This is a genomic window from Amycolatopsis sp. NBC_00345, assembly GCF_036116635.1.
In the GTDB taxonomy this organism is placed as follows: domain Bacteria; phylum Actinomycetota; class Actinomycetes; order Mycobacteriales; family Pseudonocardiaceae; genus Amycolatopsis.
Genome location: NZ_CP107995.1, coordinates 1425059 through 1448733, shown reverse-complemented (window position 1 = coordinate 1448733; position 23675 = coordinate 1425059). Strand labels below are relative to the sequence as shown.

General features: G+C 72.2%; 19 protein-coding genes and 2 pseudogenes. 14 read left to right on the top strand and 7 right to left on the bottom strand.

What is annotated here, in order from left to right:
• Window positions 1–3: 3 nt before the first annotated feature.
• The 5 genes from OG943_RS06610 to OG943_RS06590 all read left to right on the top strand — a co-directional run bounded on the left by OG943_RS06610 (window position 4) and on the right by OG943_RS06590 (window position 6306).
• Window positions 4–963 carry an acetylxylan esterase gene (locus OG943_RS06610; protein ID WP_328608788.1) on the top strand — a complete coding sequence of 320 codons (960 nt, stop codon included), beginning with the start codon at window positions 4–6 and terminating at the stop codon, window positions 961–963.
• Complete coding sequence (locus OG943_RS06605) at window positions 960–1805, top strand: acetylxylan esterase (RefSeq protein ID WP_328608787.1); 846 nt, start codon at window positions 960–962, stop codon at window positions 1803–1805. The genes OG943_RS06610 and OG943_RS06605 overlap by 4 nt, the downstream gene beginning before the upstream one ends.
• Entirely contained in the window at window positions 1802–2905 is a 1104-nt protein-coding gene (locus OG943_RS06600) for a hypothetical protein (RefSeq protein WP_328608786.1), read from the top strand. The genes OG943_RS06605 and OG943_RS06600 overlap by 4 nt, the downstream gene beginning before the upstream one ends.
• Entirely contained in the window at window positions 2902–4893 is a 1992-nt protein-coding gene (locus OG943_RS06595) for a cellulase family glycosylhydrolase (protein WP_328608785.1), read from the top strand. The genes OG943_RS06600 and OG943_RS06595 overlap by 4 nt, the downstream gene beginning before the upstream one ends.
• 90 nt (window positions 4894–4983) lie before the next feature.
• A complete protein-coding gene (locus OG943_RS06590; protein ID WP_328608784.1) occupies window positions 4984–6306 on the top strand; it encodes an HNH endonuclease signature motif containing protein in 1323 nt (440 codons plus the stop codon).
• Between the two features lie 763 nt (window positions 6307–7069).
• Here OG943_RS06590 and OG943_RS06585 read toward each other — a convergent pair.
• The 3 genes and pseudogenes from OG943_RS06585 to OG943_RS06575 all read right to left on the bottom strand — a co-directional run.
• Window positions 7070–7954, bottom strand: a complete 885-nt coding sequence (locus tag OG943_RS06585; RefSeq protein ID WP_328608783.1) for an alpha/beta fold hydrolase — start codon at window positions 7952–7954, stop codon at window positions 7070–7072.
• A gap of 129 nt (window positions 7955–8083) precedes the next feature.
• Window positions 8084–8551, bottom strand: a pseudogene (locus OG943_RS06580) (helix-turn-helix transcriptional regulator); the annotation flags it as partial.
• A gap of 450 nt (window positions 8552–9001) precedes the next feature.
• Window positions 9002–9484, bottom strand: a pseudogene (locus tag OG943_RS06575) (helix-turn-helix transcriptional regulator); the annotation flags it as partial.
• Window positions 9485–9572: 88 nt separating this feature from the next.
• Between OG943_RS06575 and OG943_RS06570 the strand changes: the two are divergent.
• The 7 genes from OG943_RS06570 (at window position 9573) to OG943_RS06540 (ending at window position 15684) form a co-directional block, all read left to right on the top strand.
• Window positions 9573–10139, top strand: coding sequence for a DinB family protein (locus tag OG943_RS06570; RefSeq protein WP_328612018.1), 567 nt, complete (start codon window positions 9573–9575; stop codon window positions 10137–10139).
• Window positions 10140–10184: 45 nt separating this feature from the next.
• Window positions 10185–11297, top strand: coding sequence for a winged helix DNA-binding domain-containing protein (locus OG943_RS06565; protein ID WP_328608782.1), 1113 nt, complete (start codon window positions 10185–10187; stop codon window positions 11295–11297).
• Between the two features lie 18 nt (window positions 11298–11315).
• A complete protein-coding gene (locus tag OG943_RS06560; RefSeq protein ID WP_328608781.1) occupies window positions 11316–11486 on the top strand; it encodes a CopG family transcriptional regulator in 171 nt (56 codons plus the stop codon).
• A gap of 3 nt (window positions 11487–11489) precedes the next feature.
• Window positions 11490–11834 (top strand): VOC family protein, encoded by a 345-nt coding sequence (locus tag OG943_RS06555; RefSeq protein ID WP_328608780.1) that lies wholly within the window; start codon window positions 11490–11492, stop codon window positions 11832–11834.
• A 26-nt stretch (window positions 11835–11860) separates the two neighbouring features.
• The gene (locus OG943_RS06550; RefSeq protein ID WP_328612017.1) at window positions 11861–12742 is read left to right on the top strand and encodes a class I SAM-dependent methyltransferase; all 882 of its coding nucleotides are present in this window, start codon (window positions 11861–11863) and stop codon (window positions 12740–12742) included.
• A gap of 78 nt (window positions 12743–12820) precedes the next feature.
• A complete protein-coding gene (locus OG943_RS06545) occupies window positions 12821–14755 on the top strand; it encodes a potassium transporter Kup (RefSeq protein ID WP_328608779.1) in 1935 nt (644 codons plus the stop codon).
• 95 nt (window positions 14756–14850) lie between these two features.
• Entirely contained in the window at window positions 14851–15684 is an 834-nt protein-coding gene (locus OG943_RS06540) for an alpha/beta fold hydrolase (RefSeq protein ID WP_328608778.1), read from the top strand.
• 80 nt (window positions 15685–15764) lie between these two features.
• Here the strand turns inward: OG943_RS06540 and OG943_RS06535 are convergent, their stop codons facing one another.
• Window positions 15765–17783, bottom strand: coding sequence for a phosphocholine-specific phospholipase C (locus tag OG943_RS06535; protein WP_328608777.1), 2019 nt, complete (start codon window positions 17781–17783; stop codon window positions 15765–15767).
• A gap of 255 nt (window positions 17784–18038) precedes the next feature.
• Between OG943_RS06535 and OG943_RS06530 the strand changes: the two genes are divergently transcribed.
• Window positions 18039–19247, top strand: coding sequence for a GDSL-type esterase/lipase family protein (locus tag OG943_RS06530; RefSeq protein ID WP_328608776.1), 1209 nt, complete (start codon window positions 18039–18041; stop codon window positions 19245–19247).
• Window positions 19248–19298: 51 nt separating this feature from the next.
• Here OG943_RS06530 and OG943_RS06525 read toward each other — a convergent pair whose 3' ends face one another.
• The 3 genes from OG943_RS06525 to OG943_RS06515 are packed head-to-tail and all read right to left on the bottom strand — an operon-like array spanning window position 19299 to window position 22868.
• On the bottom strand, window positions 19299–21470 hold the full coding sequence (locus OG943_RS06525; RefSeq protein WP_328608775.1) for a xanthine dehydrogenase family protein molybdopterin-binding subunit: 2172 nt from the start codon (window positions 21468–21470) through the stop codon (window positions 19299–19301).
• A complete protein-coding gene (locus OG943_RS06520) occupies window positions 21467–22429 on the bottom strand; it encodes an FAD binding domain-containing protein (protein ID WP_328608774.1) in 963 nt (320 codons plus the stop codon). The genes OG943_RS06525 and OG943_RS06520 overlap by 4 nt, the downstream gene beginning before the upstream one ends.
• On the bottom strand, window positions 22416–22868 hold the full coding sequence (locus OG943_RS06515) for a (2Fe-2S)-binding protein (protein WP_328608773.1): 453 nt from the start codon (window positions 22866–22868) through the stop codon (window positions 22416–22418). The genes OG943_RS06520 and OG943_RS06515 overlap by 14 nt, the downstream gene beginning before the upstream one ends.
• Window positions 22869–23058: 190 nt before the next feature.
• Here OG943_RS06515 and OG943_RS06510 point away from each other — a divergent pair, with 190 nt between their 5' ends.
• Window positions 23059–23643, top strand: coding sequence for a TetR/AcrR family transcriptional regulator (locus tag OG943_RS06510; RefSeq protein WP_328608772.1), 585 nt, complete (start codon window positions 23059–23061; stop codon window positions 23641–23643).
• Window positions 23644–23675: the final 32 nt, after the last annotated feature.

The following is a 23675-nucleotide window of genomic DNA, read 5'->3' as shown; positions in this document are numbered from 1 at the left end:
CCTATGACCGGGGCGAGCACTGCCCGTTGTCCCGAGACCACCGAGATCCACGTCGCACGCCCACCGGACTTCGAGCGGTTCTGGGCGGAAACGCTGAGTGAAGCCGAAGCCGTCGACCCGGCGCCGGAGCTGCGGCACCGGCCCGACCTCTCGACCCCGGCCGTCACCGTGTCCGAACTGGACTACACCGGCTTTCAGCACGTCCGGGTGTCCGCCTGGCACGCCGCCCCGGCGGGACCGGCCCCGGCCGGCGGTTTCCCCGTTGTGGTGCACATCCCGGGCTATATCTCCGAGCCGGCGATCCTCAAGTCGTGGGCCGAGCGCGGGTACGTCGCGATCGACCTCGCCCCGCGCGGGAAGCTCCGCGCGAACTCGGCGGTGAACCCCGGCTACCCGGGATTGCTCACGCAGGACCTGGTCGACCGCTTCACCTACGCCTACCGCGGGTTCTACACCGACGTCGTCCGCGGCCTGGACGTGGTGGCCGGGCTGGCGGGCGTGGACCCGGCCCGGATCGGTGTGTGGGGGTCGAGCCAGGGCGGCGGGCTGGGCATCATCGCCGCGGCTTTACGCCCCGGGCTGGTCCGCTGCGTGGCGGCCGGGGCGCCGTACCTGTGCGGGATCATGGCCGCGGCGCGGCTGACGCACTCCTACCCGTACGAGGAAATCACCGAGTACCTGCGGGTGCACCCCGGGCACGAGCCGCTGGTGACCGAGACCGCCGCCTACTACGACGGGCTGAACTTCGCCGCCGGGGTGACGGCCCCCGTCTTCGTCTACATCGGACTGGAGGACGACGTGTGCCCGCCGGAGACCGGCTACGCGGTGTACCGGCTGCTGCCGGAGCCCAAGCAGCTGCACGCTTACGAGCACTGCGCGCACCAAGCGGGCCTGCCCCGGGTGCTCCCCGAAATCGAGCGGTTCCTGGACGGGCACCTCAAGCCGAGCGGAGTCCTCGCGTGAGCTTCGACGAATATTGGGCGGATCTGGACGCGGAGCTGGCCGGATTCCCGGCGCGGCCGGTGCTGGACCGGATTCCCGGCCGCTGCACCGCGGACTTCACCGGCTACGAGGTGCGCTTCAGCGGGATCGGCTCGCACCGGCTGTTCGGCTACCTGAGCGTGCCCACCGGGCCCGGGCCGTTCCCCGGGCTGCTGGAGGTGCCGCGGCACGGCAGCGTGGACAACCCGCCGCACTACAACGAACGCCTGCGGTACCTGGTTTTCACGCCCGCGCACCGGGGCCAGCGCCGGGCCGACAGCCCGTTCGCCGCCGCGTACCCCGGCCTGTTCACCCGGGGCATCGGCAGCCCGGCGACGTATGTCTACCGCGAGATCGTCGCGGACTGCCTGCGGGCCGCGGAGTTCCTGCTGGGGCACCCGGACCTCGACCCCTCCCGGGCCGGCGTGGCCGGCGACGACCTCGCCGTGCTCGTCGCGGCCCGGCGGCCGGGCTTCACCGCCCTGCAGGTCACCGCCCCGTTGCTGCACGACCCGCTGCGGCGGCGCCAGGACACCCGCGAGTACCCGCTGGAGGAGCTGAACGACCACCTGCGTCACCACCCGGGAGACGAGGAGCGGCTCGCCCGCACGCTGGCGTTGTTCGAACCGGCGCGGCACGCCCCGGCCGTCACGGCTCGCACGCTGCTCGCCGGGCCAGGGTGGGGCCGGGACCTGCTCGACGCGTTCGGCGAACGGCTGGAGACCTACCGGCTGACCGACCGGGACGCCGTGGACGTCCGCGCGCTGGACGCTTGGCTGGCCGACCGGCTCGGCGTCACGGCCATGGCCCGGTTCGCTTCGTGACGGCCGTCCGGCGGCTCGGCCTGCGCCCGGTGATCAATGCCGCGGCGACGCTGACCAAGCTCGGCGGGTCCCGGCTCGCGCCCCCGGTCGCGGCGGCGATGGCCGAGGCCGCGGAGTCGTTTGTGGACCTGCCCGCGCTCGGGCTCGCCGTCGGCGCCCGGATCGCCGAGCTGACCGGCAACGAGGCGGGCCACGTGACGTCGGGCGCCGCGGCGGGCCTGACCCTCTCTGTCGCGTCCTGCGTGACCGGGCCACAACCGGAGTCACTGGAGGTGTTCCCGGAGCTGGCCGGGGTGACCCGGCGCCGCGTGGCGATGGCGCGATCCCACCGCAACCCCTACGACTACGCGGTCCGCCTGCTCGGGACGGAGATCGTCGAGTTCGGCCCGGAGCCGGCGTCGATCCGGGCCGCGCTCGGCCCGGAAACCGCGTGTGTGCTGTGGTTCGCCGGCGAGCACTACGCGGCCGGGGCGCCCGAGCTGGCCGACGTGCTCGCGCTGGCGAAGGCCCGCGGCGTGCCAGTGCTCGTGGACGCCGCCGCCCAGGTCCCGCCCGTCTCGTCGCTGCGGGACTTCACCGCCGGGATGGGCGCGGACGCGGTGATCTTCAGTGGTGGCAAGGGATTGCGCGGGCCGCAGTCGAGCGGGCTGGTGCTCGGCCGGGCCGCGGTGGTCGAGGGCTGCCGCGCGCACGCCTCGCCGCACCACGGCGTCGGGCGCGGGATGAAGGTCGGCAAGGAGGAGCTGATGGGGCTGCTCGCCGCCGTCGAGTGGTCACTGGCCCAGGACGAGCCGGCGCTGCTGGCCGTGTACGAGGATTCGGTCGCGCGGTGGCTCGAAGGGCTGGCCGGGCTGCCGGGCGTATGCGCCGAGCGCGGTTACCCGAGCGAAGCGGGCCAGCCGCACGGGCGGGCGCTGGTCCGGGTCGGCCCGGACAGCGGCTGGACGACCGCGGAGCTGGCCGGCGCATTGTGGGAGGGCGACCCGAGGATCGCGGTGAACATCGTCGGCGACGCGCTCGCGCTGAACCCGCAGACCCTCGATCCCGGCGAGGACATCGTGGTGCTCGAAGCCCTGCGGGCGCTGCTGGCGGCGCGATGAGGCGCGAGACGCCCCGCCTGGGCACCGGGACCTGGCTCGGCGCGAACTTCTGGTCGCGCACCGGCGGTCCGCTGATGTGGCGCTCCTACGACCCGGGCGTGGTGCGTGAGGAGCTGGCCGTGCTCGCCGAGCACCAGGTCCGTGTCACCCGCTCGTTCTGCTACTGGCCGGACTTCCACCCCGAGCCGGACGTCCTCGACGAAACGAAGCTCGCGCACTTCGCGGACTTCCTCGACGCCCACACCGAGCTGGGCATGACCTCGATCCCGACCTTCCTCGTCGGGCACATGTCCGGCGAGAACTGGGATCCCGCCTGGCGACACGGCCGGGACCTCTACGCCGACGTCGAAATGGTCAGCCGCCAGGCCTGGTTCATCGAGCGGACGGCCCGGCGGTTCCGCGACCACCCCGCGGTCGCCGCCTGGCTGATCAGCAACGAGATGCCCATCTACGGCCGCCGCCGCGGTGAACCGCCCGCGCCGCGCGAGCACGTCACTGCGTGGGCCCGGCTGATGGTGCACGCCGTGCGCGCCGGGGGCGCGGCCCAGCCGGTCTCGATCGGCGACGGCGCCTGGGGCATCGAGGTGACGGGGGTGGAGAACGGCTTCTCGGTGCGGGAACTGGCCGCGCTGACCGACTTCACCGGCCCGCACGCCTACCCGGCCGACACCGACCGGGTCCGCCAGCACCTCAACGCCGCGTTCGTCTGCGAACTCGCCGCCGTGGGCGGGAAGCCGGTGGTGCTGGAGGAGTTCGGGCTGTCCGGCGACTGGGCGTCGGCCGAGCACGCCGCGCACTACTACCGGCAGGTGCTGCACAGCTCGCTGCTCGCCGGCGCCACCGGGTGGCTGGCCTGGAACAACACCGACTTCGACCACCTGGCCGACCAGGACCCGTACCGGCACCACCCGTTCGAAATGCACTTCGGCCTGACCACGAACACCGGCGAGCCGAAGCCGCCGCTGCGCGAGCTGGCGGAGTTCGGCGACGTGTTGTCCACAGTGGACTTCGAGCGGACGCGGCGGGCGGACACCGGCGCGGCGCTGGTGGTGCCCGCCTATCTTGAGCGCGGATACCCGGTGACCACCGTCGCCGCCGACCGCACGCTGGTGTTCGACTCGCTGCGCCAGGCCTACGTCGCGGCGCGCGAGGCCGACCTCCCGCTCGCCTTCACCCGGGAAGAGGACGGCATCGCCGAGGACGCCGCGCTCTATCTGCTCCCCTCGACCCGGCAGCTGATGGCGCCGACGACCCGGCGCCTCGGCGAGCTGGTCCGCGCGGGCGCGACGCTGTACCTGTCGTACTGCTCCGGCACCCACGGCGGCAACCGCGGACCCTGGTTTCCCGGCCTGGACGAGCTTTTCGGCGTCCGCCAGCAGCTTCGTTACGGGCTCACCACGCCGATCCGGGACGATGTCGTGTCGTTCACCTTTACCCGTGATTTCGGCGGCGGCGACTTCGTCGTCGGCGGCGGCATCGGCGACTTCGACGGCGTCGGCGTCGACTTCGGCGGCATCGCGGCCGGCGAGGTGCTGCGGTTCCGGGCCGGGGGCAACGAGCACGGCCGGGCGCTGCTACCGGTGGAGGCCGACCCGTCCGACGTCCTCGCCATCGACGACCACGGTCGGCCCGCGCTGGTCCGCCACCGGCTGGGCGCGGGCTGGACCGTGCTGTGCACCTACCCGCTGGAGTACCTCGCGGCCAGCCTGCCGGAGGTGAACCCGGAGCCGACCCACCGGCTGTACGCCGCGCTCGCCGCCTCGGCCGGTGTGGTCCCCGCCGTGCGGGTGGCGGACCCACTGGTGTTCACCGACGTCCTGGTCCACGAGGACGGCCGGCGGTTCGCCTGGTTCCTGAGCCAGCACGAGGAGCCGGTCACTGTGGCGCCTTTGCTGGCGGGCGGGCGGTTGCGGACCTTCGATGGCGAGCTGGTGGAGGGGGTTACGCTGGCGGCTTTCGGGGTGGCGGTGTTTCGGCTCGACGGTTGATCCCTCGGGTGAGTGACCACAGTGGACTCTCACCGTGGTTCCACCTTGTGGGTGATGAACGCACGTTCGATTCCGAGGTAAGGTGAAGAGGTGAGCACTACCACCCCCGACCCATGGCAGCTTCCCGAAGTGGAGCTGATCACGGAACTGCTGGCATGCGAAGAAGAAACCCGACGAGTCCAGGCAAAGATGCTGCGCTTCACCGCCGAGGCCGAACGGCGAGGAACCGGAAAGTCCTTGGGATACAAGGACACCGCCGCCCTACTGAAGGAGACGCTGCGAATCTCGGCCCGCGAAGCCACGAGCCGGATCGCGCAGGCACTGGCGACATCACCGTCCACTTCGGCGACCGGAACCCCGCAGCCACCTCCGCTGCCCGCGACGGCGCAGGCTTTGGCCGACGGTGCCCTCAACCGAGAGCACCTGCAGGTCCTCATCACCCTGTTCGAGGCATGCCCGCCGGAAATCGATCCCGAGCACCGCGCCGCGGACGAGGCCACGCTGGTCACACTGGCCCGGCAAGCGGGACCAGGCCCCTTGCGCACCGCAGGACGACGGCTGGTGTCCTATTGGGACGAATACCGCACCCCGCCCGACGAGAGAAGAAGACGCGAGCTGCATCCACAGCGGCGCCTCGACATCGCTCACCGACGCGACGGCAGCGCGAAGATCTCCGGCGAACTGGACCCGGAAACCACCGCGGTACTGGACGGCCTGCTCGGCCCCTTGGCCAAGCCCCGGCCCGACCCCGAAACCGGTGGCCCCGACCCGCGCAGCACCGCCGAACGCCACGGCGACGCCCTCGCCGACATCATCACCCTCGCCGCCCGGAGCGACAACCTCGCCGTCCAGGGCGGGGAGCGAGCCGTGATGATCGTGACCGTCACCCTGGCCGAACTAGAAGGCCGCATCACCGACGCGCTATCCACCACCCCGGGCACGACCAGCCTGGACACCTTGCGGCGGCACGCGTGTGAAGCAAAGGTGGTTCCCGCGATCTTCGGCAACAACGGCCAACCGCTGCGCCTGGGACGCACCGCGCGCCTCGCCACCCCCGCCCAGCGTCACGCACTGGCCCTCCGAGACCACGGCTGCGCATTCCCCGGCTGCGACCGCAGCCCGAAGTGGTGCGAAGTCCACCACGTAACGCCCTGGTACCAAGGCGGACGCACCGACCTCGAAGACCTAGTGCTCGTGTGCGCCGCACACCATCGCCTACTGCACCACAGCGACTGGCGAGTCCTTGTACGCAACGACATCCCGGAGTTCCTGCCACCACCGTGGCTCGATCCCGAACGCACACCCCAGCGCAACCACGTCCACGACCCCCGTCCACCCCGCCGCCGACCGGCCCACCGTCCAGAATTCCGCCGCGGACGAAACCCCTGGAAGGAATCCGAACCAGCACACTGAGGTGATCTCATGCCCTTCCTGCAACCTCGATCCGCCGCGCAGGAAGCGGAACCCCCGGTTTGTCGCATTGGAGGACCTAGCGCACGCACTCCACTCGTGACCGCGGGCCACGTCCGACCACAATGGACTTGACTGGCTACCCGGTCACCCGGTCACCAGCCGCCTGCCACCGGGCCACCGGGCCACCGGGCCACCGGGCCACCGGGCCACCGGACCGGATTACCAGACCACCGGGCCGCCTGGCCGGGTTGCCGGGCCACTGGGCCGGATTGCCAGACCACCGGGCCGCCTGGCCGGGCCACTGGGCCGCCAGACCGCCGGGTTGCCGGGCCGGGTTGCCAGACCGCCGGGCTGCGGGTTGCCGGGCCGCCAGGTTGCCAGACCGCCGGGCCGGGTTACCGGACCGCTGGGCTGCGGGTTGCCAGACCGCCGGGTTGCCAGACCGTCAGACCGCCGCGCCGCCCGGGCGCCGGGCTGCCAGGCCGCCGAGCCGCCAGGCCACCAGGTTGCCGGGTTGCCGGGTTGCCGGGTTGCCGGGTTGCCGGGTTGCCGGGTTGCCGAGCCGCCAGACCACCGGGCCGCCGGATTGCCAGACCGCCGCGCCGCCTGGCCGCCAGGCGGCCAGGTTGCCGGGCCGCCGGGCTGCCGAGCCGCCAGGCAGCCGGATTCGCGGGTTGCCGCGCCGCCGGGCTGCCGGATTGCCGAGCCGCCGGGTTGCCGGATTGCCGAGCCGCCAGGCAGCCAGGCAGCCGGTCTGGACAGGTCACGGCCCGACAGCGAGCCGCCGGATCTCCGCCGCGATCAGGTCCGGCTCGGTCGCCTGGACCATGTGCCCGGAGCGGTGCGCGTGGACCTGCCTTCCCTGGCGCGACAACCGAACGCGGTGCGCGTGGGACGCGTCGACCTCCGCGCGGACGCGCCGGTTCATGCTCGCCGAGGGGCGGCCGGCGGAGATCACCGTGAGCGGCACGTCGGGCAGGTCCACCGGCTGGTCCCGGAGCCCGGTCAGGTCGGCGACGACCGAGGCCAGCTCGGCGGCGCGGGTGCGCATCACGCCCGTCGTGAAGCCCTCGGCGCACATGTCGGCCCTGGCGTCGGGCGGCAGCGAGGCCAGCAGCCCGCGGTGCGCGGCGGCCAGCAGCCCGGCGCGCGCGAGCACACTGCTGATCACCTGGCCGGCCCGTTCCGCCCGGCGGGTCGACGGGCGGAACAGCAGCTCGCACGCCTCGTCGGTCGGGTCGACGAGCACCAGGCCCGCGATCCGGTCCGGCCGCGCCGCGGCGGCGATCCGCACGATCGGCCCGCCCCAGCTGTGCCCGACCAGCAGGTACGGCCCCGGGCCCAGGTGGTCAAGCAGCGCGCCGAGGTCCGCGGCGAGCCGGGTGAGCGGGCGGGGCCCGGGGTCGGCGGGGCTGCGGCCGAGCCCGCTGCGGTCGTAGACCACCGACGTCGCCCACTTCGCCACCTCGGCCTGCACCGTCGCCCAGTAGGAGCGGCCGGCGGCCAGCCCGCCCTCGAAGACCACCGTCGGCACCTCGCCCCCGGCGGGCCGGCCCGGCCGTCGCTGGAAGAACAGCTCGCGCCCGTCGGAGGTCTCCGCCCACCCCGCAACGCCCTGGTTGTGCCGCAGCACCGGCTGGCCGTCCATCGGCGTTCCCCCTTTTCGCCGTGCTTAGGGTCACCTAAGTTACCGACGGCGGCGGGTGAGGGGAACCGTCGGGCCCGGGAGATTCGCCACACCGGCACCCCGAAGCGGTCACTCCCATGAGGACTCCCCTCAGGACGCCGCCGCCCGGACGTACCGGCGGGCCAGCTGCGCGAAGGCGTCCTTCAACTCGGCCGGTCCGACGACCTCGATATCGGCGTCGTACCGGCCGATAGTGGCGGCCAGCCCGGGCCACGACCACGCGCCCAGAACCAGGCGGCAACGGTCCGGGCCCAGCGGTTCGACGACGCCGTCTCCGGCGTAGGGCAGCACATCGGCGGCAGGCAGGTCGAGGATCACCTCGCCGCGGCAGGGCCAGTCCGTCGAGCGGGTGGCGCCGCGGAACCGGGCGGCCACGAAGGCGGCCACGTCGCCGCCCGGCAGCTCGCGCGAGGCGAAACGGGGGCCCGTCGGGGTACGCGGGGCGATCCGGTCCGCACGGAAAGTGCGCCAGTCCTCACGGTCGAGGTCCCACGCGACGAGGTACCAGCGCGCATCCCAGGTGACCAGATGGTGGGGCTCCACCCGGCGCGGCTGAGCACCGGCCGCCCCAGCACCAGCCGATGCAGCGCCGACCGACGCAGCACCAACCGACGTAGAGCCGACCAACCCAGCACCAACCGACGTAGAGCCGACCGACCCAGCACCAACCGACGTAGAGCCGACCAACCCAGCACCAACCGACGTAGAGCCGACCGACCCAGCACCAACCGATGCAGCGCCGACCAACCCAGCACCAACCGACGTAGAGCCGACCGACCCAGCACCAGCCGCCCCAGTGCCGAGCAACCCAGTGCCAGCCAACGCAGAGCCAACCGACGCGGAGCCAATCGACCCAGTGCCAACCGACACAGTGCCGACCAACGCAGCGTCGGCCGATGCAGCGTCGACAGGTGCGGCGGCGGCCGATACCGAGCCGACAAATCCAGCGGCGACCGACGCAGCGCCGACCGACCCAGCACCAGCAGCCCCAGCACCGACCGACACAGCGGCATAGTCGAAACGCAGCACCTCCCGGGCATGGACCGCAGCGCCGAGTTCCAGCAGCACGCCGGCGTCGGCCTGTGGGGGTGGTCCGGGCCGTCCGACGGCGGTGACCTGGAGGGTGTCGATCCGGCCGCGCAGCCGGGCGGGCATCACCTGCCGGATGGTGGTCAGGGCGCGCGCCGCGGCCTCCCCGATGCCGAGGCCGGCGCCGCTGCTGGTGGCGATCCGGAGTGCGACCGCCACCGCGACCGCCTGCTCGTCGTCGAAGAGCAACGGCGGCAGCTCCGCGCCCGCGTCCAGCCGGTAGCCGCCTTCGGGGCCTTTGGTGGCCACGATCGGGTAACCGAGTTCGCGCAGGCGGTCGACGTCGCGGCGTACGGTGCGCGGGCTGATGTTCAGCCGCTCCGCCAGCAGCGCGCCCGGCCAGTCCCGGCGCGCCTGCAGGAGCGAGAGCAACGACAGCAGCCGCGCTGAAGTCTTCGGCATGAATTCCATTCTGCCTCAAGAAGCGGCCACACCCTGTCCGCTATCCCTGCGATAGTCAGGGGGAGCCGATCACAACCGAAGGAAGCCGATCACCGTGACCACCACTCTCGACCCCGAGCGCGCCGACCTCATCGAAGCGCTCGCCGCCGCCCGCGCCGCACTGACCAAAACCGTCCAGGGGCTGACCGACGAGCAGCTCGACGAGCACCCGACGGTCAGCGCGCTCTCCCTGGGCGGGCTGGTCAAGCACGTCGCGTTCATCGAAGAAGGCTGGCTGCGCTTCGCGCTCGAGGGCACGTCGGCGCTGAACTACGACATGCCCGAGGGCGTCACCTGGGCCGAGTTCGCCGCCGGGACCGCCCGCGAGTTCCCGCAGTGGGCGATCGACCACCAGAACGAGTACCGGATGCTGCCCGGCGACACGCTGTCCGGGATCCTCGCCCGCTACGAGAAAGTAGCCGCCCGCACCGAGGAGATCATCGCCACCGTGCCCGACCTGGCGGCGACGCACCCACTGCCGGAGGCGCCGTGGAACAAGCCGGGCGGGGTGCGCAGCATCCGCCGGGTGCTGACGCACGTCATCGCCGAAACCGCCCAGCACGCCGGGCACGCCGACATCCTGCGCGAGTCGCTCGACGGGCAGAAGTCCAGCTGACCCAGAAGTCCGGCCACCACAAGAGAATCGAGGAGAAACGGCGACATGACCGTGCTGGACACCCGGGCGCTCAACCGCGCGACGCTCGCCCGGCAACTGCTGCTCGACCGCGCCGACCTGCCGGTGCTCGACGCCGTCACGCACCTGGGCGGACTGCAGGCGCAGGAGCCGCAGGAGCCGTTCACCGGGCTCTGGTCACGGCTGCGCGCGTTCGACCCCGCTTCGCTGGACGATCTCCTGACCGGACGGGAGGTGGTGCGGACGCACCTGATGCGCCGCACCGTCCACCTCGTGGCCGCCGGCGACGCGCTGGCCTGGCGGTCGCGGCACGACGCCATGCTGCGGCAGCGGGTGCTCGGGACGTACCGCCGCGAGCTGGCCGGGGTGGACCTCGGCGAGCTCGCGGCGGCGGGCCGCGCGGTGCTGGCCGACGGCGAGCCCCGCACGATGGGCGAACTCGCGCGGGCGATCGCCGACCGCTGGCCGGCGCCGGGATCACGGCCACTGGGCGAAATGCTGATCGCCGCGCTGATTCCGGCGGTGCAGCTGCCGCCGCGCGGGCTGTGGCGCACGAAGGCGGGCGCCCGGTACGTCCCGATGTCCGTCTGGCTCGGCCGCGAGATCGAGCCGCTGCCGTCGGACGGCGGCTCGACCGGAGCACCGGATCCGGCCGGAAAAGCGTTGGCACGCCGGTACTTGGCCGCGTACGGCCCGGCCGCGACGGCCGACCTGCGCGCCTGGTCCGGCGTCGCCGGGCTGCCGGGCGCGGTGGCCGCGATCCGCGAGGAGCTGGTGTCCTTTCGCGACGAACGGGGCCGGGAGCTGCTGGACCTGCCCGGCGCGCCGCGGCCCGACCCCGGCACCCCCGCCCCGGTGCGGTTCCTGCCCGCGTTCGACAACGCCGTCCTCGGCTACGCCGACCGCGGCCGGATCATCGACGACGCCCACCGCGGCCTGTCCGTCACCGGCGACCGGCTGGTCCTGGTCGACGGCCGCGTCTCCGCGACCTGGACGGCCGAAGCGGGCACCGTGACCGTCGACCCGCTGCGCGACCTCTCCCGGGCCGACCGCACCGCCGTCGCCGAGGAGGGACAGCGGCTGGCCGCGTTCCTCTCCGCCGACGCCGAGGGAAAAGTGCAGTTCACAGCCGATTGCTAGCATGCTAGCATCGGCCACGTGGGTGATGAGGATGTCAAGCAGTTCAACGTGTACCTGCCGGTCGGGTTGATCAAGCAGGTGAAGTTCCGCGCCATCGAGACGGGCTCGTCCCTCTCGGCGCTGGTCGCGGACGCGCTGCGCGCCTACCTCGACGAGCCCCGCGAACAGCGTCCACCGGGGAAGGAATGACACATGAGCACACAAGGAATCGAAGCTGTGTTCCTGGAGACCCACAACTGGGGAAAAGCAGCGAAGTTCTTCCAGGCCTTGGGTTTCGAGCTGGACTTCGAGACCGACCACAACTCGGGCCAGCTGCGTAACGGCGACGGGCCGCCCGTGTTCATCGCCGAGGTGCCCGGGGACCAGGAGACCCGGGCCCGGCTGGTGCTGAAGGTCCCCGACGCCGACGCGTTCGAGCCGGATCCCGCGCTGGAGGTCGTCTCCCCGTTCGAGGAAACCCATTACGGCACCCGGGAAATGACCGTCCGCGATCCCGACGGGCGCGTCTGGATCCTCCAGGCGCCGGGGCCGAAGTGAACGACGAAGTGACCACAGTGGACACTGTGGTCACTTCCGACAGCACCGGCAGCACCGGCAGCACAGGCAGCACCGGCACCGAGCCGGACCACACGGCGGTGCGCGTCGCCCTGTGGCGGGCGCTGCACCTCGAAGTCGACGCGCCGCCGCACGTCTTCGAAGACGACTTCGCCCTGCGGCTCGCCGATCCCGAAGCGGGCTGGCGTCAGCGGCCCGACATGGACCCGGAGACCACCCGGCAGTTCCGGGCCGGCGTCGTGTCCCGCGCCCGGTTCGTCGAAGACCTCGTCGCCGAGCAGGCCGGGCAGGGCGTCGGCCAGTACGTCCTGCTGGGCGCGGGCCTGGACACCTTCGTCCAGCGCCGGCCGGAGCTGGCCGCGCGGCTGCGGGTGTTCGAGATCGACCAGCCCGGCACCCAGGCGTGGAAACGGCGGCGGCTCCGCGAACTCGGCCACCCTCTGCCCGAACTGGTGCCGGTCGACTTCGAGGCCGGGCAGTCCTGGTGGGACCAGCTGGTCGCGGCGGGCTTCGACCCGGCCGAGCCCGCGGTCGTCGCCTCGACCGGTGTCAGCATGTACCTCGCCAAGGAGACCACCCGGGCCACGCTGCGGCAGCTCGCCGGGCTCGCCGCGGGGTCCACTGTGGCCATGACGTTCCTGCTGCCACCCGAGCTGCTCGACGAGGCCGACCGCCCTGGACTCAAGACCGTCCGGACGGGCGCGAAGGCGTCCGGCACGCCGTTCGTCAGCCTCTACCCGCCGCGGGAGATGCTGGCCATGGCCCAGGAAACGGGCTTCACGGACATCCGGCACATTCCGGGAACCGCACTGTCCGAACGCTACTTCGCCGGCCGTCCCGACGGGCTCCGCCCGTCCAGCGGCGAGGACTTCCTGGTGGCCACTACCTGAACCCCCTGGAGGTGAACACCGGCGGTCGCACGGCGGTGCCTGCGCGGTCCCGCCGGCCGGGCCGGGCACACTGTCGCGGTGAGCTCTGAGGAGAACGAAGCGAAGCCGGCCGCCCACGGCACCGGGCACCCCCGCAAGTCCGCGGGCGCGGCACTGGCCCTGGGGGCGCTCGGGGTGGTGTTCGGGGACATCGGCACCAGCCCGCTGTACGCGCTGCAGACCGTGTTCTCGATCGACAACGGCGCGGTGAAGCCGGTGCCCGGCGACGTCTACGGCGTGCTGTCGCTGGTCTTCTGGTCGATCCTGCTCGTCGTGTCGGTGAAGTACGTGCTCTTCGTGATGCGCGCCGACAACGACGGCGAGGGCGGCATCCTGGCGCTGGCCGCGCTCATCCGGCGGCAGGTGCCCGGCCGGACGCGGCTGGTCGCGGTGGCGACGATGCTGGGGGTGGTGGGCGCGTCGCTGTTCTTCGGCGACAGCGTCATCACGCCCGCGATCTCCGTGCTGTCCGCGGTCGAGGGCATCGACGTCGTCGCCCCCAGCGTCAGCGAGGCCATCCTGCCGATCGGCGCGGTCATCCTGATCGTGCTGTTCCTCGCGCAGCGGTTCGGCACCCACCGGGTGGGCCGGCTGTTCGGGCCCGTGATGCTGCTGTGGTTCCTGGCGCTGGCGGTGCTCGGCCTGCCGCACATCGTCGAGCGCCCGGGGATCCTGCGGAGCCTCTCCCCCACTTACGCGGTCGGCTTCGTGTTCGAGCACCCGTACATCGCCTTCATCGCGATGGGCGCCGTGGTGCTGGCCATCACCGGCGCCGAAGCGCTGTACGCGGACATGGGGCACTTCGGCCGCCCGCCGATCCGCCGGGCCTGGTTCGCCGTCGTGTTCCCCGCGCTGACGCTGAACTACCTCGGACAGGGGGCGCTGATCCTGGGCGAGCCCACCGCCGTGAAGAACCCGTTCTACCTGCTCGTGCCGGACTGGGCGCAGATCCCGATGGTCGTGCTGGCCACCTTCGCCACCGTGATCGCGTCCCAGGCGGTCATCTCCGGCGCGTTCTCCGTGACCCGGCAGGCGATCCGGCTGGGCTTCCTGCCGCACCTGAAGGTCCGGCACACCTCGGCGGAGGAGAGCGGCCAGATCTACGTGCCCGGGGTGAACTGGCTGCTGATGGGCGCCGTGCTCGTCCTGATGGTCACGTTCGGCTCCTCGGCTTCGCTGGCCACCGCCTACGGGGTGGCCGTGACCGGCACGCTGCTGCTGACCACCGCGCTGTTCCTGATCCTGGCCGCCTCCGTGTGGCACTGGCCGTGGTGGCAGCTGACGCTGGTGGCCGTGGTCTTCGGCGGCGTCGAGCTGACCTTCTTCGCCGCCAACCTGACCAAGGTCGTGCACGGCGGCTGGCTGCCGCTGCTGCTGGGCGGGATCACCGTCACGACCATGCTGGTCTGGCAGCGCGGGCGCCGCCTCATCACCGACCGGCGCACCGAAACCGAGGGCAAGCTCACGGACTTCGTCGACCAGCTGCGCGAGGACCCGCCGACACGGGTGCCGGGCACGGCGGTGTTCCCGCACCCGACGAAGGAGACGGTGCCGCTGGCGTTGCGCGCCAACGCCGAGTTCAACGGCGTCGTGCACGAGCACGTCGTGATCGTCTCCGTGGTCTTCGAGAACGTGCCGCACGTGTCCCGCAACGAGCGCCTCGCCGTCGACTCCCTCTCCCACGCCGACGACGGCATCGTGCACCTGTCGGTCCGGTTCGGCTTCCACGACGACGCGGACATCCCCGCCGCCCTGCGCGACGCGTTCATGCTCACCTCCGAGCTCGAGACCGACCTGGAGAACGCGTTCTACTTCCTGTCCAGGGTCACCATCGAGCCCGGCCCACCGGGCGGCATGCCCAAGTGGCAGAAGGCACTGTTCATCGGACTGGCCCACAACGCCGCGTCGCAGGCGGCCTCGTTCCGGCTGCCGGTCGACCGCACGGTGGTGATGGGGACCCGGATCGAGCTGTAGAAATCGAGCTGTAGAAAACGGTTGCCGCCGCGGCGCGCGGATGATCGGGTGTCCGAAGAGCACACCGTGACCACCGTGCGAGAGGAACCGCGTCCGTGAGCGAATGGCACCTGCCCGAGGCCTTTCCCAGCAGCGCCGGCGAAGTCCGGTGGGCCGAGCTGGGGCCGCGCGGGCAGGACCCGGTCGTCCTGCTGCACGGGACGCCGTTCTCGTCCTACGTCTGGCGGGCGGTCGCGCGGTCGCTCGCCCGGCGGCACCACGTGTTCGTCTGGGACATGCCCGGGTACGGCGCCTCCGAGCAGGCGAACGGCCAGGACGTCTCGCTCGGCGCACAGGGCCGGGTCTTCACCGAGCTGCTGGCGCACTGGGGGCTCGACCGGCCGCTGGTCGTCGCGCACGACTTCGGCGGTGCCGTTTCCCTGCGGGCGCACCTGCTGCACGGCGCCGACTACCGCGCGCTCGCGCTGGTCGACCCGGTCGCGCTCGCGCCGTGGGGCTCGCCGTTCTTCCGGCTCGTCGGGCAGCACGCCGAGGTCTTCGAACAGCTTCCGCCCGCGCTGCACGGCGCGCTGGTGCGCGAGTACGTCAGCTCCGCGAGCAGCGCCGGCCTGCACCCGGCGGTCCTCGACCGGCTCGTCCGGCCCTGGCTCGGCGAAACCGGCCAGGCCGCCTTCTATCGGCAGATCGCCCAGGCTGACCAGCGTTTCACCGACGAGGTGCAGGACCGGTACGGCGAGATCGGGATCCCGGTGGTCGTCTGCTGGGGCCAGGACGACACGTGGATCCCGCCGGCGAAGGGACCGGAACTCGTCGCCCGCATCCCGGGCGCGCGACTGGAGCCCATCGCCGGCGCCGGCCACCTCGTCCAGGAGGACGCGCCCGCCGAGCTGACCGCGGCACTGCTCGCCTTCCTCCACGAGCACCGCTGAGCGGACGCTCGCCGAACAACGCCGAAGCGCCGTCCGTCCCAGCCCGCAGGCTGGGACGGACGGCGCCCTTGCCAAATAGCTCAGTGGCTCCGGATGCCGGGGTCGCTGAGGCTCAGCGACCCGCATTCCACGTGGCCGGCCAGGCGGCGGACCGTGGTCCCGGCTGTGACGGTCACGTCGTACCAGCCCGCGGTCGCGCCGGTGCGGATCGTGTGCACCGTCCGGGATCCGGGACGGAGGCGGTGCGTCGCGGGCCCGGCGTAGCCGTACCCGGCGGCGGCGCGGACCGCCACGGTGACCGCGGCGGTGCCGCTGTTGGTCAGGACCAGCGTGAGGTCACCACCGTGCCGGGCGTTGCCCGCGGTGACCTCGACCCCGGTGCCCGGCCCGGTGAACTGGCGGAAGAACCCGTTCGGGCCGTGCACCGTGAAGTCGTAGTTGCCGGACACCGCCCAGCTCCCGGAAGTCTGCTGCCCGGCGCCGACCGTGTAGCTCCACGGGCCGGTCTTGTCGGTGGCCGAGGTGACGTAGAAGACCGCGCCGGCCGCGCCGTGGCTGGCGAACTTCACCGTCAGCTTGCCCTGGTCGAACGTCGCGTCGGCGGCGAGGTCGTAGGGCAGCGGCATCGCGGGCCGCTGGCCGGGCTCCTGCTTCGGCAGGGCCGGGGTGCCCGGCGGCACCGGCTTGTAGTCCGGGTGCCGGTCGTGGTCCGGCGGGATATACGCGGCGGTCGAGGGCAGGCTCGGCACCAACGCGTCGGTGCCGGAGAAGTCGAAGGCCGACGTGAGGTCGCCGGTGATCGCGCGGCGCCAGGTCGAAATGTTGGTCTCCTTCACCCCGAACCGGCGTTCCAGGAACCGCAGGATCGAGGTGTGGTCGAAGACCTCCGAGCACACCCGGCCGCCCTTGCTCCACGGCGAAACGACGAGCATCGGCACGCGCTGGCCCAGTCCGTAGGGCAGGGAGTCGTTGAGCTCGTACTTCGTGTCGACCGTCGAGCCGCCCTGCGCGGCCGTGGCCGGCGGGTACGGCGGCACGACGTGGTCGAAGAACCCGTCGTTCTCGTCGTAGGTGACGAACACGGCGGTCTTGCTCCACACCTCGGGCGAGGCGGTGAGCGCGTCGAGCACCTGCGAGACGTACCAGGCGCCGTAGTTGGCCGGCCAGTTCGGGTGCTCGGTGAACGCCTCGGGCGCGACCACCCACGACACGCTCGGCAGCTTCCCGGCCTTCACGTCGGCCTTGAAGATGTCGAAGAAGCCGTCGCCGTTCTTCGCGTTCGTCCCGGTCCGCGCCTTGTCGTACAACGGATCGCCGGCCTTGGCGTTGCGGTACTGGTTGAAGTAGAGCAGCGAGTTGTCGCCGTAGTTGCCGCGGTAGGCGTCGGAGATCCAGCCCCACGAGCCGGCGGCGTCGAGGCCGTCGCCGATGTCCTGGTAGATCTTCCACGACACCCCGGCCTTCTCCAGCCGCTCCGGGTAGGTCGTCCAGCCGTAGCCCTTTTCGTCATTGCCGATGACCGGGCCGCCGCCGACGCCGTCGTTGCCGGTGTAGCCGGTCCACATGTAATAACGGTTCGGGTCGGTCGACCCCATCAGCGAGCAATGGTAGGCGTCGCAGATGGTGAACGCGTCGGCCAGCGCGTAGTGGAACGGGATGTCCTCACGGGTCATGTGGGCCATCGTGGTGGTGCCCTTGGCGGGCACCCAGTTGTCGTACTTCCCGTGGTTCCACGCGGAGTGGGTGTCGCCCCAGCCGTGCGGCAGGTCCTGGACGAACTGCAGGCCGAGGTCGCTCACCTCGGGCCGGAACGGCAACACGTCCTTGGCCCCGTCCGGCTGGTTCCACACCGGCTTGCCGCTGGGCAGCGTCACCGGGCGCGGGTCGCCGAAGCCGCGGACGCCGCGCAGGGTGCCGAAGTAGTGGTCGAACGAGCGGTTCTCCTGCATCAGCACGACGACGTGCTCGACATCCTGCAGGCTGCGGGTGCGGTGGTTCGCCGGGATGGCGGCGGCTCGGGCGATGCTGCCGGACATCATCGAGGCGGCGGCGGTACCGCCGGCCACCTGGAGGAACCGGCGGCGGTTCAGGTCGGTCATGCGCTCAGTCTCATCACAGCCGGGGACGGGAGCACAACCTACGGGAGAAGGTTGGGCGAACGTTCGCTCCACCGGGCCGCCGCAGGACGCCGTCAAGGCCTCCTTACCCGCGTCTCACGCAGGTAAGGAGGCCTTGACGGCGTTCCCAATGCCCTGAAGGCCACCTTGAGGGCATCAACGTCCCTGAAGGTGGCCTTCAGGGACGGCCGGGTAAACGAAGTGCGGACCGCCGGGCCGGTCGGCAGACTCGCGATCATGACCTCTCCATCCGCCCCAGACGCCCCCGCGACCGCCGCGACCACCCGCTTGACCACCACGCCCGTCACCGCGGACCTCGTGCGCGGCGCGATCGAACTGGAGCCCACCGAGCACGGCCTGGCGCCGCACCGGCTGCCGGCCTGGGCCCGCGCGCAGTGCGCCGACGGGCAGCTGGCGATGGCCGAAGCCCAGCCCGCCGGCGTCCGGCTGGTGTTCCGGACCAGTGCCACCACCGTCGAGCTGGACACGCTGCGCACCAGGGTCGGCTACCGCGACATCCCGCCGCGCCCGGACGGCGTTTACGACCTGCTCGTCGACGGCGAGCCGGCCGGGCAGGCGAGCACGACCGGCGGCCGGATCCGGCTGCTGGACATGGCCACCGGCATCGCCGAGACCCAGGACGGCCCGGTCGGCACGGTCCGGTTCGAGGGCCTGCCCGGCCGGGTCAAGGACGTCGAGATCTGGCTGCCGCACACCGAGATCACCGAGCTGGTCGAGCTGCGGACCGACGCCCCGGTCGAGCCCGTGGCCCGGGACGGCCGCCGGGTCTGGCTGCACCACGGCAGCTCGATCAGCCACGGCTCCAACGCCGCGAGCCCCGCCACGACCTGGCCCGCGCTGGCCGCGTCGCTCGGCGGGGTGGAGCTGGTCAACCTCGGCTTCGGCGGCAGCGCGATGCTCGACCCGTTCACCGCCCGCACCCTGCGGGACACCCCGGCGGACCTGATCAGCGTCAAGATCGGCATCAACCTGGTGAACGCCGACGTGATGCGGCTGCGCGCCTTCGGCCCGGCCGTGCACGGGTTCCTCGACACGATCCGGGAGGGGCACCCGACGACGCCGTTGCTGGTCGTCGCCCCCATCCTCTGCCCGATCCACGAGGACACCCCCGGGCCGGGCGCGGTCGACTTCAGCTCCGGCACGCTGCAGTTCGCCGCCACCGGCGACCCGGCCGAGCGCGCGGCCGGGAAGCTGACCCTGACCGTGATCCGCGAGGAGCTGGCCCGCATCGTCGCGCAGCGCGCCGCCGACGACCCCGCTCTGTACTACCTCGACGGCCGTGACCTCTACGGCGAGGCCGACTCCGCCGAGCTGCCCCTGCCCGACCGGCTTCACCCGGACGGCCCGGCCCACCGCCGCATCGGCGAACGCTTCGCGGCGCACGCGTTCGGCGGCGACGGGCCGTTCGCCGGGGTGAAGGCCTGACGGAAAGACCGCGGGTGCGCGGAACCGGGCCCGGTTCCGCGCACCCGCGCGTCACTCTTCGAGCAGGTCCTCGATCATGATCGGGATGTGCCGGACCCGGATTCCGGTCGCGTTGGCGATGGCGTTCGCCACCGCCGCCGCCACGCCCACGGTGCCGATCTCGCCGAGGCCCCGGGCGCCGACCGCGTTGTGCAGCGTGTCCGGGTACTCGACGAAGTGGACGCCGATGTCGGGGATGTCCGCGTTCACCGGCAGCAGGTAACCCGCGAAGTCGGCGTTGGCCATGCGGCCGTTCGCCTCGATCTCCAGTCCCTCGTGGAGCGCGGCCGACACGCCCCAGATCATGCCGCCGCTGATCTGGCTGCGGGCGGCCTGCTCGTTGATGATCCGGCCGCCGTCGAACACGCCGAGCATCCGCGACACCCGGGCCTCGCGCGTCCACTTGTGCACGCGGACCTCGCAGAACTGCGCGCCGAACGAGCTGAACGAGTGTTTGGTCAGCTCCTCGCCGGGCGCCGACGAACCCGTCACGTAGAGCGACGGGCGGTCCAGTGCCCGCAGCAGCTCGCCGAACGTCATCGACCGGCCGCCGGCCAGCACCCGGCCGTCCGCGTACAGGACGTCCTGCCCGTCGAACGGCGCGCCCGGCGCCGACGCCAGCGCCAGCAGTTCGTCGATCGCCTGGGCCGCGGCGATCATGATCGCCGTCCCCGCGCTCGCCGTGGCGGTCGAACCACCGGACATGCCCCCGGGCGGCAGCCTCGAATCACCCAGCCGCGGGACGATCCGCTCCGGCGCGATGTCCAGCGATTCCGCGCCCACCAAGGAAAGCACGGTCAACAGGCCGGTGCCCGGGTCCGCGCCGCTGGTGCCGACCTCGGCCGTGTCGTCGTCCCGCAGCGTGATCCCGACCGTGGCCGGGAAGCGCAGCGCGGGGAACATCGCGGTGGCCGTGCCGAGGCCGACCAGCCAGTCGCCGTCGGTGCGCCCGCCCGGACGGCGGCCGGACCAGCCGAACTGCGCCGCGCCGACGCGGAAGCACTCGTCCAGGTGCTTGCTCGACCACTGCAGGTCTTCACCGGGCGGCGCGGTCGAGTTGTTCCGCTGCCGCAGCTCGATCGGGTCCATGTCCAGCGCGAGCGCCAGCTCGTCGATCGCGCTCTCCAGCGCGAACGAGCCGGGCGCCTCGCCCGGTGCGCGCATGAACGTGGTCTGCGGGATGTTCAGCGGCACCATCTTCTGGCTGATGGCCAGGTTCCGCGTGGCGTACCACTCCCGTGACGTGCCGTGCGAAGTCGGTTCGACGAACGACCGCAACGCGTCGGTGCTGCACCACGAGTCGTGGCGCAGCGCGACCAGCGTGCCGTCCCGCTCCGCGCCGAGGGCGATCTTCTGCACCGTCGCGGCGCGGCCCGCGGTCGCGGTGAAGACCTGCTCCCGGGTGAGCGCGGCTTTGACCGGCCGGCCGAGCGCGCGCGCCGCGGCGGCCGCCAGGAACGCCGGTGTGGACGTCCGGCCCTTGCCGCCGAAGGCCCCGCCCACGAACGGGTTCACCGCGTGGACCGCGGCCGGCTCCAGGCCCAGCGAACCGGCCAGCTCCGACGCCTGCAGGTCCGAGCCCTGGTTCCCGCTGTACACCGTCAGGACGCCGTCCTCCCACACCGCGACCGCGGAGTGCGGCTCCATCGCGGCGTGGTTCTGGGTCGCGGTGCTGTAGGTCGCCTCGACGACCACCGGGCTCGCCGCCAGCGCGTCCTCAATGGACTCGACGCCGGGCGCGAGGACGGACAAGGTCGAGGGCACACCCCGCGACGCCGGCGCGTCCTCGGCCGAGGCGAGGCCATCGGCCAGCGAGGTCAGGGCCGGCCGGGGCCGGTACGAGACGCCGACCAGCATCGCCGCGTCGCGAGCCTGTTCGAAGGTCTCCGCCACCACGAAGCCGATCGGCTGGCCGTAGTAGAGGACTTCCCTGTCCTGCAACGGAACCCAGGTCTCGCCGAAACCCGGGAAGTTGCCGGGGTTCAGCGCCAGCGAGTCGAACGGTGAGTACACGCCGACCACCCCGGGCGCGCTCTTCGCCGCCGTCACGTCCATGGCCTCGATCTCGCCGTGGGCGATCGTGCTGACCACGACGTAGCCGTAGACCATGCCCGGCAACGTGCGGTCCAACCCGTACCCGGCCCGGCCGGTGACCTTCAGCGGCCCGTCCACCCGGCTGGTCATGAGTGGTTCCCCTCGGTCAGTTCGAGCAGCGCGCGGACGATCGTCCGCGGCAGCAGCCGCAGCTTGAAACCGTTGGCGGACAACGGACGCGCGGCCTCGGCCGCCACCGAAGCGGCGGCTTCGAAGGACTCCTGGGTCACGGGCGCGCCCCGCAGGGCGGCTTCCACTCGGGGCAGCCGCCACGGCACGGTCCCGACCCCGCCGGCCGCCACCCGGGCGTCGGCGATCCGGCCGTCCCGGACGTCCAGCGCGACCGCCGCGGAGCACAGCGCGAACTCGTACGACTGCCGGTCCCGCACCTTGACGTAGGTGGAGTTCGCGGCCCAGTCCAGCCGCGGCACCCGGACCTCGGTGATCAGCTCGCCGTCGCGCAGGTCGTTCTCCACGTCGGGGGTCTCGCCCGGCTCACGGTAGAAGTCCGTCAGCTTCACCACGCGGGTGCCGGTGCCATCGGCGAGCACGACCTCCGCGTCGAGCGCGACCAGCGCGACCGCCACGTCACTGGCGTGGGTGGCCACGCAGGCGTCGCCGGTGCCGAGGACGGCGTGCATCCGGTTGGCGCCGGCCACCGCCGGGCAGCCGCTGCCGGGCTCGCGTTTGTTGCAGGGCATGGCGACGTCGCGGAAGTACGAGCAACGGGTGCGCTGCAGCAGGTTCCCGCCGATGCTGGCCATGTTCCGGATCTGCTGGGACGCGCTCAGCAGCAGCGCCCGGGAGATCGCCGGGTACACGCCGGGGTGCGCGGCGATGTCGGCCATCCGCTCCAGCGCGCCGAACCGCAGGCCGTCGCCGGTTTCGATGCCCCGCAGCGGGACCTGGTTGATGTCCAGGACCCGTTGCGGGGTCAGGACGTTCAGCTTCATCAGGTCGACCAGCGTGGTGCCGCCGGCCAGGAACGTGCCGGTCCCGGCGAGCGCGTCTTCGACCGTGGTGGGCGCGGTCAGCTCAAACGGACGCATCGGCCCGCCTCGCCTGCTCGATCGCCGCGACGATGTTCGGGTACGCGGAGCAGCGGCAGAGGTTGCCGGACATGAACTCCCGCACGTCCTCGACGTCCTGCTCCACGGCGGCGACCGCCGACATGAGCTGGCCCGAGGTGCAGAACCCGCACTGCAGCGCGTCCTGGTCGAGGAACGCCCGCTGGACCGGGTGCAGCTCGTCCCCTGTGGACAGTGCTTCGACCGTGGTCACCGGCTTCCGGACGGTGGCGGCGAGCGTGAGGCAGGCGAGCACCGGACGGCCGTCGACGTGCACCGTGCAGGCGCCGCACTGGCCGCGGTCACACCCCTTCTTCGGCCCGGTGACGGCGAGCCGCTCCCGCAGCGCGTCCAGCAGCGTCACGCCGGGATCGACGCTGAGGCGCTCGGTGGCGCCATTGACTTCGAGTACGATCTCCACTACATCTCTTTCCCGCAGAATGTCCGGGCAGATCAGCCCCACAGATCGGATATTTATCCGCTCGACCTTCGACGAGAGGGTATCGGATTAAAATCCGCTCCGCAATGAGCGTTCTCACCCTCGAGTCACTCCAGGTCAACTGCTTGCGTGCACTAACATCTCACCGGAGTGAAGATCAGCGGGAGGGACGATGACAACCGGATCGGTCAGCCCCCGGCGCGCGGACACGCGGCGCAACCACGAGCGCATCCTCACCGTGGCGGCGGACTCGCTGGCCCGGTCGGAGGAGGTCTCGTTCAACGCCATCGCGAAGGCGGCCGAGGTGGGTGTCGGCACCGTGTACCGGCACTTCCCCACCCCGGAGGCGCTGATCCTGGCGGTCTACCGGCGCGAGGTGCAGCAGATCGTCGACGCCGTGCCGCGCCTGCTCGAAGCGCACTCGCCGGAGCAGGCGTTCCGGCTCTGGGCGACCGATCACGTGGCGCACTACATGATGACCAAACGCGGCCTGGCCGGCGCCCTGCGCACCGCGACGGCGTCGCGCGGCGAACTGCCCATGGACCCCTACCACGCCATGGTCGACTCGGTCGCCACGCTGCTGGCGGCGAACGTCGAGGCCGGCACCGTCCGCCCCGGCCTGGCCCCGGAAACGGTGCTGCGCGGGCTGGTCGGGATGCTGTACCTCAACCCGGACGGCGAGTGGCGCGGCCTCGCGGCCGACCTGGCCGACCTGCTGTGGCGCGGCATGTGCGCCCGCCCCTGTGGCGGCAGCTGATAAGCCCTGAAGGCCACCTTCAGGGTCGTACA

Excerpts from the sequence above, each read along its gene's own strand:
- OG943_RS06610 (WP_328608788.1), top strand. The coding sequence starts at position 4 with ATGACCGGGGCGAGCACTGCCCGTTGTCCCGAGACCACCGAGATCCAC.
- OG943_RS06595 (WP_328608785.1), top strand. The coding sequence starts at position 2,902 with ATGAGGCGCGAGACGCCCCGCCTGGGCACCGGGACCTGGCTCGGCGCG.
- OG943_RS06585 (WP_328608783.1), bottom strand. The coding sequence starts at position 7,954 with ATGGACGGCCAGCCGGTGCTGCGGCACAACCAGGGCGTTGCGGGGTGG.
- OG943_RS06565 (WP_328608782.1), top strand. The coding sequence starts at position 10,185 with ATGACCGTGCTGGACACCCGGGCGCTCAACCGCGCGACGCTCGCCCGG.
- OG943_RS06555 (WP_328608780.1), top strand. The coding sequence starts at position 11,490 with ATGAGCACACAAGGAATCGAAGCTGTGTTCCTGGAGACCCACAACTGG.
- OG943_RS06535 (WP_328608777.1), bottom strand. The coding sequence starts at position 17,783 with ATGACCGACCTGAACCGCCGCCGGTTCCTCCAGGTGGCCGGCGGTACC.
- OG943_RS06530 (WP_328608776.1), top strand. The coding sequence starts at position 18,039 with ATGACCTCTCCATCCGCCCCAGACGCCCCCGCGACCGCCGCGACCACC.
- OG943_RS06525 (WP_328608775.1), bottom strand. The coding sequence starts at position 21,470 with ATGACCAGCCGGGTGGACGGGCCGCTGAAGGTCACCGGCCGGGCCGGG.
- OG943_RS06520 (WP_328608774.1), bottom strand. The coding sequence starts at position 22,429 with ATGCGTCCGTTTGAGCTGACCGCGCCCACCACGGTCGAAGACGCGCTC.
- OG943_RS06510 (WP_328608772.1), top strand. The coding sequence starts at position 23,059 with ATGACAACCGGATCGGTCAGCCCCCGGCGCGCGGACACGCGGCGCAAC.